This window comes from Actinoallomurus sp. NPDC050550, assembly GCF_040655075.1.
Taxonomy (GTDB): domain Bacteria; phylum Actinomycetota; class Actinomycetes; order Streptosporangiales; family Streptosporangiaceae; genus Actinoallomurus.
In genome coordinates this window covers 1-10,543 of the sequence record NZ_JBFAJC010000115.1, presented here as the reverse complement: position 1 = coordinate 10,543, position 10,543 = coordinate 1, and the positions used below count along the sequence as shown (strand labels likewise).

Genomic DNA, 10,543 nt, shown 5'->3' with positions numbered 1-10,543 from the left:
TTTTTTTCTTTATATCTCTTTCCACCCCCGTCGTCTTCCCTCTTTTCTCCCCCCCCCGCGGCGCCGGGGGGGTTGGGGGGGGGGGGGGGGGGCCCCCCCCCCCCCCCGCCGCCGTACGGTCCCGGGTCTCAGAGCGTGACGAGACGCTGCAGGAGATCTCCGTAGGCCCGCAGGGTGATGCGCAGGCGCTCGGTGTCGGCGTCGTCGCCCTGCCATCGCTGTTCGAGGCTCCGGCGCTGTTCGTCGAGGGCGGCGGTCAGCGCGCGTACGGCCTCTTCGCACAGGGAACCGGCCTGCCGCACCGAGTCGCGGGGATCGTCGACGAATCCGGCCTTGACCTCGTGCCAGCGGGTTTCGAACCGGTCCGCGTCGCCTCGACCGAGCAGTCGCTCCGATCCCGCCGATCCGGCCGCGCCCGTGTCCGTCGTCCCGGGCGCGTCCGGCCGTACGCCGCGCGAGCCCTCCGGCCGGGTGCGCTCGTCGCGGTCGCGGTCGGTTTCGCGGGTGCGGCGGGGAAGCGGAGCGCGTCCGCCGGTGTCCGTCACCGGGCCGGGCTGTGGCGGGACGATGGCCCCCGCCGCCGGTCCTGCCGTGGCGTCGCCGGGGTGGCCGGTCCGTTCTCCGGAGGAGCCGACGACGCGGCCCTCGACGGCGTCGTCGGAGGGCATCCCGGCCACGGGGCGGTCGCCGGGGAGGGCGTGGCGCCCCTCGGGCCGATCCTGGCGTTCGCTCATCGTGTCCGTCCCTCCGCGTCCTCGGAGTCACGCCGGGACGCCGCGTGGCCGCCGGCCGGCGTCGATATGCGCCGGTCCTTGGCCGCCGTACGGGCGGCGTCCTCGCGGCCCTTACGATCTTCGAGGTCCTCGCGGTCGTCGACGTCCTCGCGATGCTCGTGGTCTTCGAGGTTCTTGCGGTCCTGCCGCCCGTCGCCGGACGCGGGCACCCGGCCGTCCTCGGCGGACGCGCGGCCCACGTGACCCTCGCCGTCGCCGAGCAGATCCGCGAACAGGGCGCGGTAGTGGACCATGGCCTGGCGCAGATCCTCGGTGGTCGTCTGACCGGCGTCGGCTCGGCCCCGGATGTCATGTGCCGTCCGGTACCGGCCGATCGTGCCGCCATGCTCGACGGACAGGTCCGCGACCTGCTGCTCGTAGTCCTCGGTCGGGTAGCCGCGGTCCTCCATGGCGCGGATGAGAAGGTCGTCGGCTTCGGCGACGGCACTCCGGGGGGAGTCCACGAAGCGCTCCTGCACCCGCTGCCAGTCGGCGCGGTACCGGTCGCGTACGGCCGGGTCGAGGGGGTGGATCTGGAGCTCGCGGTGACGCTGCTCGCGGGCGCGGAGCTCCTGCTCGGCCTCGCGGACGCTGCCATGACGCTCGACGGCACGGTCGTATTCCGGCCCGAATCTCTCGCGCAGGTGGCGTCGCTGCTGCTGCCGCGAGCCGAGGAAACCCAAGGCCGCGATGACCAGGACCGCGACGATCACGATGACGGCCACTGTGGCGGTCGACATGATTGCCTCCGGTGGTGGGGCTTTGATAGACGCCACGTGCCCGTATAAAACAGGTCAAAACTCCTTGGGATTAACGGCGAAAGCCCGGACCCGGCCGCCGAGAGAGGCGGCCATGGCCCAGGCTTTCGACCGTCTTCGCCTCGGCGTCACCGGGCGAGAGGTCAGCGAGAGAGCGCCCGGACGGTCAGACGGCCGGCGCGGGCTGCGACTCCGTGTCCTGGATCTCCGCGAGGGCGCGGGTGAAGTCCCGGGAGGACAGCCAGAGCTTGTACATGATCGCGAACTCGAAGACGAGCAGGAGGGCGGCCGCGCCGATGGTGACCGGGACGATCTGGTTCACCAGCGGCCCGACGATGAAGACCGCCATTTGGAACTCGATGCCGCTGATCAGGTGCGTACGGACGCGGTGGTCGCGCAGCCAGTCGCGGACGCGGATGTACCACGCGAAACGGGAGCGGAACTCCTGCTGCAGGTCGATGACCTCGACGGTGCGCGCCTTGATCTCGTCCGGGTCGAGTTCGGGGTCCTCGCGCAGGAGGTCCTCGGCGAAGACCGGCGTGTGGGAGGCGGTGTCCTCGATCGCCTTGGTGAGCTCGCTCCGCATCTGGCGCCGGACCTTCGCCACCTGGAGGGCGTCGACGTAGCGGAGCATGTCGAGGAAGACGACCGCGACGCCGAGGAGAAGGTAGAGCTCCTTGTCGGTCGCGCGGTACTGCCCCCACATCAGGGCGAGCGTGCAGGTCAGCACGCGGACGCGGTCGAAGACGTAGTCGAGCCAGCCGCCGAGGACGGTGCCGTTGCCCTTGAGCCGGGCGATCTTGCCGTCCATGCAGTCCAGCACGAAGCTCAGGTGGTAGAGGAGGGCGCCCAGCACCAGCCACTTCCAGTCCGCCATCAGGAAGCAGCCCGCCGAGCCGAGGCCGAGGAAGAGCGCGCCCCAGGTGATCTGGTTCGGTGTGATCGAGGTCCTGTTCGCGGTTCCGACGACGAGCCGGCCGGCCAGGGGGTCCACGAGGAACACGGTCCACCAGGCATCCCGGGCCTTGAAAGTCCGGGACTTCACCTCTTCCAGCGTGAACTTCATACGATTTGGTCCCCTTGGTCACAGTAAGGAGCGGCCCGAAATCCCCGGGCCGTCGCGTTCTGATCGGTATTGGGTGAGACGCTCCCTGTGGTTGCAAGGTTTACCTCTGATTTACGGAAACTTGGTGTTTTGGTCACCTTTGAAACCCGTAACGGGACGAGCCTCGCCGGACCGACCTGCGAGAGGTCGCGCGTGACGCGGCGGGTAACGTGCGCAGTGGGAGGCGATCAGCATGGAGAACAGGCTGTACATCGGCGGAGTGTGGGAGACGGCGAAGGCGACCTTCGACGTGACCGACCCGTCCACCGGCGAGGTCTTCGCCTCGGTGGCGGACGCCGACGCGGACGCCGCCGTACGCGCGCTCGACGCCGCGGCGGCCGCTCAGGCGTCCTGGGCCGCGACGGCTCCCCGGGAGCGGTCGGACATCCTCCGCCGGGCGTACGAGCTGATGCACGAGCGTGCGGACGAGCTCGCGCGGATCACGACGCTGGAGATGGGGCGGCCCCTCGCCGAGTCCAAGGGTGAGGTCGTCTACGCGGCGGAGTTCCTGCGGTGGTTCTCCGAGGAGGCGGTGCGCGTCGGCGGCGAGTACCGGGTCGCGCCGGGCGGCGACTATCGCATCGTCACCACGCGGCAGCCGATCGGACCGGCGTACCTCGTCACTCCCTGGAACTTCCCGCTGTCCATGGTCACTCGGAAGGTCGGCCCGGCGATCGCCGCGGGCTGCACGATGATCATCAAGCCGGCGGAGGCGACGCCCCTGTCCGCGCTGGCCCTCGGCCGGCTGCTGACCGACGCCGGCGTGCCCGACGGCGTCCTGAGCGTGCTGCCGACGAACCACGCCCCCGAGGTGACCGACGCGCTCATCGCCGACGGTCGGCTGCGCGTGCTCTCGTTCACCGGCTCGACGCCGGTCGGCAGGAAGCTGATGGAGCAGGCGGCGAGCAAGGTGATCAAGACGACGATGGAGCTGGGCGGCAACGCGCCCTTCCTCGTCTTCGACGACGCCGACCTGGACGCCGCCCTCGACGGCGCGGTGCTGGCCAAGATGCGCAACACCGGCGAATCGTGCGTGGCCGCCAACCGGTTCATCGTCCACGATGCGGTGGCCGAGGAGTTCGCGGCCGGACTCGCCGAGCGTCTCAGCGCGCTACGGCTCGGCCCCGGAATCGACCCCGGGACCCAGGTCGGCCCGCTGGTCGACGAGCGGGCCCGGGACCGCGTCGCCGGCCTCGTGTCCGACGCCATCGAGCGCGGGGCGACCCTCCGTACGGGCGGGAAGGTGCCGGAGGGGCCGGGGTGGTTCTACCCGCCGACCGTGCTGAGCGACGTGCCGCCGGACGCCCGCGTGATGCGGGAGGAGATCTTCGCCCCGGTCGCGGCGATCGCCGCCTTCCCCGACGAGGAGTCCATGATCGCCGCGGCCAACGACACCGAGGCGGGCCTGGTCGCCTACGCCTACACGCGGGATCTGAAGCGGGCGCTGCGGGTCGGGGAGGCCCTGGAGAGCGGCATGGTCGGGATCAACCGCGGGCTCGTGTCCAACCCGGCGGCGCCGTTCGGCGGGGTGAAGGAGTCCGGCATCGGCCGCGAGGGCGGTTTCGAGGGCATCGACGACTACGTCGAGCTGAAGTACCTCGCCGTCGACCTGTGACGAAAAGCCGTACGGCCCCGGAAGGCCTCCGGGGCCGTACGGGCGGTCGTCACTGCTTGGGCGCCTTGGACACGTACTCGGTCGTGTAGGTCTTGGACAGGTCGATGTCGCCCTTCTTGCCCTTGACGTTCGGCGAGAACTGCGCGAGGACGTTCAGCACGTTCTTCGCGCCGTCGGCGGGCATGACCCCATCCCCGTTGAACATCCCGATGCTGTCGGTGATCGCCTTCTCGTACAGCTTCGGGTCGCCGCCGGCGTAGTCCGCCGGCATCTTCGCGGCGATCTCCGCCGGCTTGTGGGCCTTGATCCAGCCGAGCGTCTTCACGAACGCGTTGGCCAGCTTCTGCACGGTCGCCGCGTTGTTCTTGACGTAGTCGCAGTTCATGTAGAGCGAGCTGGACGGGTACAGGCCGCCGAGAGCCGCCTTGGTGCCCGCCTCGTTCCGCATGTCGAGCAGGACCTTGCCCTGGCCGCTGCTGGTGAGCTTGGCGACGGTCGGGTCGGTGGTCATGCCGGCGTCGATACCGCCGTTCTTCAGCGTGGCGATGAAGGTCTGGCCCGCGCCCGCCTTCACGGTGGTGTACCCAGAGGTCGGCACGCCGTTCTTGGTGGCCAGGTACTGCGTGAGGAAGTCGGTGGAGGAGCCGGGGCTGGTGACGCCGAGCTTCTTGCCCTTGAAGTCCGCCGGGGACTTGATCTGGCCGGCCTTGCCGGAGTTGACGACCTCGACCTCGCCGGGGACGTCGGCGAGCTGGACGACGCTCTCGACGCACTTGCCCTTGGTCTGCAGGTCGATCGTGTGATCGTAGAAGCCGACGACGCCCTGGACGTCGCCCGAGATCATGACGTTCTCGGCCTGGGCGCCCGCGGGCTCGGTCAGCAGCTGGACGTTCAGGCCCTCCTGCTTGAAGTAACCGAGCTGCTCGGTGAGCTTGGCGGGCAGGTAGATCACCTTGTCGATGCCGCCGACCATGATCTTGACGGTGCCGCCCTCCTTGCCCCCGCCGCCTCCGGAGGAGGTGCGTGAGTCGCGGCAGGCGGCCAGGGACAGGGCGGTCGTGGCGGCGAGCGCCGCCGCGGCGATACGGGTGGTCGTGCGCATGTGAGCTCTCCTAGGGGTACGTGAAGACGCCGATCGGGGGCAGGTCAGATCTGCGCGTCGTGGCCGACGGCGGGCGGGCGCCAGCGCAGCAGGCGGCGTTCGAGGAGGGTGAGGAGCCACTCGGCGAGCAGCGCGATCACCGTGATGATGATCATTCCGGCGTAGATGCCGGCCGAGTCGAACGTGCCCTGGGCGTGGTTGATGAGCAGACCGAGGCCCTTGTCCGCGCCGCTGTACTCGCCGACGATCGCGCCGATGATGGCGAACCCGAACGCCGAGTGGAGCGAGGCGAGGATCCAGGAGGTGGCGCTCGGCACGACGATCGTCCGCAGGACGGCGGTACGGCTCGCGCCCAGGATCCGCGCGTTGTTCACCAGGTTGCGGTCGACCTCGCGGGCGCCCTGGAAGGCGTTGAAGAAGACCGCGAAGAAGACCAGGATGAACGCGGTGGCGACCTTCGAGGACATGCCCAGGCCGAACCAGATGACGAACAGCGACGCCAGGATGATCCGGGGGATCGCGTTGGCGGCCTTGATGAACGGCGCGCACACGTCGGACAGGAACCGGCTGCGGCCCAGGATGATGCCGAGGATCACGCCGCCGACGCTGCCCAGCGCGAACCCGATCACGGCCTCTTCCAGGGTGTAGGCGATCTGCGTCCAGATCGAGCCCTGCGAGGTGCCGGTGGTGAACCAGTCGACGAGGCGGTTCCAGATCGCGCTCGGCTTCGAGTAGTAGAACGGGTCGATCCAGTACGTCGCGGCCAGCTCCCAAGAGCCGAGCACGGCGACGACGAGCAGGACCCGTACGGCGTTGACGGTGTAGGACCGGCGGCGGCCCGCGGCGCGGGCCTGAGCGACGGCCGTCGTCTGGTCGTCCAGCTCAAGCAGCATTGCCGGCACCCCTCTCGCGGGTGATCTGAACCTCTTCGCGGAGCGACTCCCACACCTCGCGGTAGATCTCGAGGAACTCGGGGGTGAGCCGGATCTCCTCGGCGTCGCGTGGGCGCTTCAGCGGCACCTCGAAGGAGGCCTTGACGGTGGCGGGGCTCGCGGTCATGACGGCGACCCGGTCCGCGAGCACGATCGCCTCTTCCAGGTCGTGCGTGACGAAGACGACGGCGGCGCCGCCGCCCTGTCCGCCGGCCTCGTCGCCGGTCCACAGGCGCAGCAGCTCGTCCTGCATCAGGCCGCGGGTCTGGACGTCGAGCGCGGAGAACGGTTCGTCCATCAGCAGGATCGAGGGCTCGTTGACGAGCGTCTGGGCGAGGGCGACGCGCTTGCGCATGCCGCCGGACAGCTGGTGCGGGTAGTAGGACTCGAACCCGCCCAGGCCGACCCGGCGTACCCAGTCGCGGGCCTGCTCCCGGGCGCGCTGCTTGCCGACGCCGCGGTACCGGGGGCCGGTGGCGACGTTGTCGAGCACGGTGCGCCAAGGCAGCACGGCGTCGGTCTGGAACATGTACCCGACCCCGTCGGGGATGCCGGCGACCGGGCTGCCGTACACCAGGACCTCGCCCGCCGAGGGGGGCTCGAGACCGGAGACGAGGGACAGGGTGGTGGACTTGCCGCATCCGGTGGGGCCGACCACGGCGACGAACTCACCGGCGCGGACGGTCAGGTCGAGGTTGCGGACGGCGGTGTGCACGCCACCAGACGATGAGCGGAAACGCTTGGTCACGTCGCGGAGCTCGATCGCGGGGCCGTCAGGCTCGGCTTGCGTTGGCATGCACGGAGGTTACGAGCGCGTTTCCGCGCCGTTAAGCCTTGCTCGCGATGTAATCGCAAGCCGTGTTTCCGGCGCTTATTGTCCTTAGCGGCGTTTTCCGCGTTCTGCTCACGCGGGATGGGAGCAGCCGGAGCGGTTTCGGCTACCGTGCACGTCATGTCGCCCCGGATCCGGATCCGCTTCGCGCACCAGGTGCTGATCTTGCAGATCAGCGTGGTCGTGCTCGTCGCGCTGGTCGGGTACGGGCTGGCCGCGTGGATGCAGCGGGACGAACTGCGCAACCAATACGCCTCGCGGGCGCTCACGCTCGCCCGGTCGGTGGCCGCCGATCCGGTGATCGGCGACACCGCCGCGACCGGAAGCGACCCGAACGGCGTCGTCGAGGACCGCGCCGAACGCGTGCGGCTCGCCACCGGCGCGCTGTTCGTCGTGGTGACCGACCGGAACGGCATCCGCCTCGCCCACCCCACCCGCTCACAGATCGGCAAACGGGTCAGCACGGACCCCTCGGCTGCGCTGTCCGGCCGGGAGGTGAAGGTCATCGAGCGCGGCACCCTCGGCCTGTCCGCACGCGGGAAGGTCCCGCTGCGCGACCACACCGGAGCCCTGGTCGGCGAGGTCAGCGTCGGATTCGACGCGGACGAGATCGACCGGCGGGTGCACCGCACGATGGAGGTCGCCGCCCTGGTCGCCGCGGCCGCCGTCGTGCTCGGCGTGGCCGGGTCGGTCGCGATCGGGCGGCGGCTCAAACGCCAGACGCTCGGCCTCGAACCGTACGAGCTGGCCGAGATGGTCCAGGAGCGCGCGGCCGTGCTGCACGGCATCAACGAGGGCGTGCTCGCGGTCGACGCCGCCAACCGGGTGACGGCCTGCAACGCCGAGGCCGCCCGCCTGCTCGGCGTCACCCCCGACCGCGGCGAACCCGCCGCCGAACTGCCCGTACGCGGACGGCTCAGGTCGGTGCTCGACGGCGAGGAGGACGCGCACAACCTCTTCGTCCTCGCCGGTGAGCGCGTCCTCGTCGTCAACCGGCGGGAGGTCCGGCACGACGGGCGCCTGCTCGGCACGGTGATCACGCTACGGGACCGTACGGACGTCGAGTCCCTGGCCCGGGAGCTCGACGCGGTGCGCGCCCTGTTCGACGCGCTGCGCGCGCAACGGCACGAGTACGCCAACCGCATGCACACCCTGTCCGGTCTCCTCCAGCTCGGCCACTACGAGGAGGCGGCCGGCTACATACAGACGCTCGCCGAGGTTCCGGACACGCGAGAGGCGCCTCCGGACTCCGTCCCCGATCCGTACCTCCGGGCGTTCCTCGCCGCCAAGGCCGCCGTCGCGGCCGAGAAGGGCGTCTCCCTGGAGATCGCCGAGACGAGCTGGGTGCCGGGGCGGGTCGTCGACCCGCTCGACGTGACCACCGTCCTCGGCAATCTGGTCGAGAACGCCATCGAGGCGGCGCGACTCGCCGGCCGACCGGGGCGCGTGGAGGTCGAGCTGCTCGGCGACGGGGCCGACCTGCACGTCACCGTCGCGGACTCGGGAGAGGGCGTGCCGAAGGAGCTCAGAGAGGCCGTCTTCCGCGACGGCGTGTCCACCCGCGAGCCCGAGCCCGGCCGGCCGCGCGGCATGGGCCTGGCCCTCGCCCGCCAGGCCGCGCGGGGCCGCGGCGGCGACGTCACCATCGCCGACGCCGGCCCCGACGGCGCCGTGTTCGTCGCGAGCCTCCCGGAGGTGTTGCAGTGATCGATGTGCTGGTCGTCGACGACGACTTTCGGGTGGCGCAGATCCACGCCGGATTCGTCGAGCTGGTCCCCGGGTTCCGCGTGGCCGGGCGGGCGCACACCGCCGCCGACGCCCGGGCCGGCGCGGCAGGGGTCGACCTGGTGCTGCTCGACGTCTACCTGCCGGACGAGTCCGGGCTCGCGCTGCTGCCCGAATTGGACGCCGACGTCATCATGGCCACCGCCGCGACCGACCCCGAGTCGGTCCGCACCGCGTTCTCCCGGGGAGCGCTGCACTACTTGATCAAGCCGTTCACCGCCCAGGAGCTGCGTCATCGGTTGCAGGCCTACGCCCGCTATCGCGAACACCTAACGACGACCGGGGAGCTCACCCAGACCGACGTGGACCGCGCGATCCGCGCCCTGCACGCCGTACCGCGCGGCGAGCCGCGGCCCGCCAAGGGGCAGTCGTCGGTCACCGCCCGGCTGGTCGCCGAGGCCCTGCAGCGGGCCGGGGAGCCGAGGTCGGCCGCCGAGATCTCCGACGAGGTCGGCATCTCCCGGGCGACCGCCCAGCGGTACCTCGCCTCGCTCGCCCAGGCGGGGCGGGTGCACGTCACCCTGCGGTACGGCACCACGGGCCGCCCCGAGCACCAGTACGACTGGCGCGCCCGCTGACCGCGCGCCTAGCTCGATTCTTCGACCACGTCGACCCAGTAGTTGGTGGACTGGTTGGTCGCTGTGGGGAAGGTGTTCGTGGCGCCGTAGGCGTACACGCCGTTCCCACCGGAATCGGCGCTCGCCGGCGCGGTCAAAGGACCGTTGGTGTACGCATTGGTGAAATACGGCCGCGTCACAGAATAAAAACCCGACGATGTGAAATAAGACGCAATATACGTAGTATTCGCCGTCACCACGACCGGGGTGGAGAAGTTCACCTGCTGCCAGCCCGATGCCGACTCGCCGGTGAAGGTCGCATTCGCCAGCAACGTCCCGCTCGCGTTCCACAAACTTCCCACGTGAGTCCCCGTGTTCGACGAACCCTTGTAGAACCGGATACCACTGATGAAACCGTTCGCGGACGCCGTGAACTTCACCCCGAGGGTGATCGGCTGAGTATCGGGATTCGACGGGACGGCGGGAACAGCCGTGTTGTCCCACAGGTTGGACGCCGGCGTGAACACCACGTCGACCCAGTAGTTGGTGGACTGGTAGGTCCCTGTGGGGAAGGTGTTCGTGGCGCCGTAGGCGTACACGCCGTTCCCGCCAGAATCGGCGCTCGCCGGCGCGGTCAAAGGACCGTTGGTGTACGCATTGGTGAAATACGGCCGCGTCACAGAATAAAAACCCGACGATGTGAAATAAGACGCAATATACGTAGTATTCGCCGTCACCACCACCGGGGTGGAGAAATTCACCTGCTGCCAGCCCGACGCCGACTCGCCGGTGAAGGTCGCATTCGCCAGCAGTGTCCCGCTCGCACTCCACAGACTTCCCACGTGAGTTCCGGTGTTAAGTGAACCTTTGTAGAACCGGATACCTGTAACGGTCCCGCTCGTCGATGCCGTGAACTTCACGCCCAGTGTGACCGCCGACGCATCGTTGTGAGACGGGACATCCGGAACGTCGGTACTTCTCCACAAACTAGTAGATACGGTTTGATTGATTGTGGGTGAGGTGCTTGGGGCCCAGTGGATGGGTTGTTCCCCGTCGAAAGTGGTTCCGCCGAGGTAGACGGCGG

The 10,543-nt window shown here is 69.6% G+C and carries 10 protein-coding genes; 3 read left to right on the top strand and 7 right to left on the bottom strand.

Annotated features, from left to right (window positions below; genetic code table 11):
- Window positions 1-128: 128 nt before the first annotated feature.
- From AB0I04_RS54490 to AB0I04_RS54480, 3 genes are all read right to left on the bottom strand, one after another.
- Window positions 129-734, bottom strand: a complete 606-nt coding sequence (locus AB0I04_RS54490) for a hypothetical protein (RefSeq protein ID WP_360904739.1) — start codon at window positions 732-734, stop codon at window positions 129-131.
- A complete protein-coding gene (locus AB0I04_RS54485) occupies window positions 731-1,513 on the bottom strand; it encodes a hypothetical protein (RefSeq protein ID WP_360904736.1) in 783 nt (260 codons plus the stop codon). Before AB0I04_RS54485 ends, AB0I04_RS54490 begins: the two co-directional genes overlap by 4 nt.
- A 184-nt stretch (window positions 1,514-1,697) precedes the next feature.
- A complete protein-coding gene (locus tag AB0I04_RS54480) occupies window positions 1,698-2,597 on the bottom strand; it encodes a CDP-alcohol phosphatidyltransferase family protein (protein WP_360904733.1) in 900 nt (299 codons plus the stop codon).
- 232 nt (window positions 2,598-2,829) lie between these two features.
- Here AB0I04_RS54480 and AB0I04_RS54475 point away from each other — a divergent pair, with 232 nt between their 5' ends.
- Entirely contained in the window at window positions 2,830-4,251 is a 1,422-nt protein-coding gene (locus tag AB0I04_RS54475) for an NAD-dependent succinate-semialdehyde dehydrogenase (RefSeq protein WP_360904730.1), read from the top strand.
- Between the two features lie 49 nt (window positions 4,252-4,300).
- Here AB0I04_RS54475 and AB0I04_RS54470 read toward each other — a convergent pair whose 3' ends face one another.
- Genes AB0I04_RS54470 through AB0I04_RS54460 form a run of 3 tightly spaced genes read right to left on the bottom strand, consistent with a single transcriptional unit; the run spans window position 4,301 to window position 7,081 of the window.
- On the bottom strand, window positions 4,301-5,353 hold the full coding sequence (locus AB0I04_RS54470) for an ABC transporter substrate-binding protein (protein ID WP_360904727.1): 1,053 nt from the start codon (window positions 5,351-5,353) through the stop codon (window positions 4,301-4,303).
- A gap of 44 nt (window positions 5,354-5,397) precedes the next feature.
- On the bottom strand, window positions 5,398-6,246 hold the full coding sequence (locus AB0I04_RS54465; RefSeq protein WP_360904724.1) for an ABC transporter permease: 849 nt from the start codon (window positions 6,244-6,246) through the stop codon (window positions 5,398-5,400).
- Window positions 6,236-7,081 carry an ABC transporter ATP-binding protein gene (locus AB0I04_RS54460; RefSeq protein ID WP_360904721.1) on the bottom strand — a complete coding sequence of 282 codons (846 nt, stop codon included), beginning with the start codon at window positions 7,079-7,081 and terminating at the stop codon, window positions 6,236-6,238. Before AB0I04_RS54460 ends, AB0I04_RS54465 begins: the two co-directional genes overlap by 11 nt.
- A 156-nt stretch (window positions 7,082-7,237) precedes the next feature.
- On the opposite strand from AB0I04_RS54460, the gene AB0I04_RS54455 reads away from it, so the two are divergent.
- Window positions 7,238-8,824, top strand: coding sequence for a sensor histidine kinase (locus AB0I04_RS54455; protein WP_360904718.1), 1,587 nt, complete (start codon window positions 7,238-7,240; stop codon window positions 8,822-8,824).
- On the top strand, window positions 8,821-9,480 hold the full coding sequence (locus AB0I04_RS54450) for a response regulator (protein ID WP_360904715.1): 660 nt from the start codon (window positions 8,821-8,823) through the stop codon (window positions 9,478-9,480). Before AB0I04_RS54455 ends, AB0I04_RS54450 begins: the two co-directional genes overlap by 4 nt.
- An 8-nt stretch (window positions 9,481-9,488) precedes the next feature.
- Here AB0I04_RS54450 and AB0I04_RS54445 read toward each other — a convergent pair.
- Window positions 9,489-10,543, bottom strand: a 1,055-nt coding sequence (locus tag AB0I04_RS54445) for a DUF4082 domain-containing protein (RefSeq protein WP_360904712.1), incomplete at its 5' end; no start/stop codon positions are given.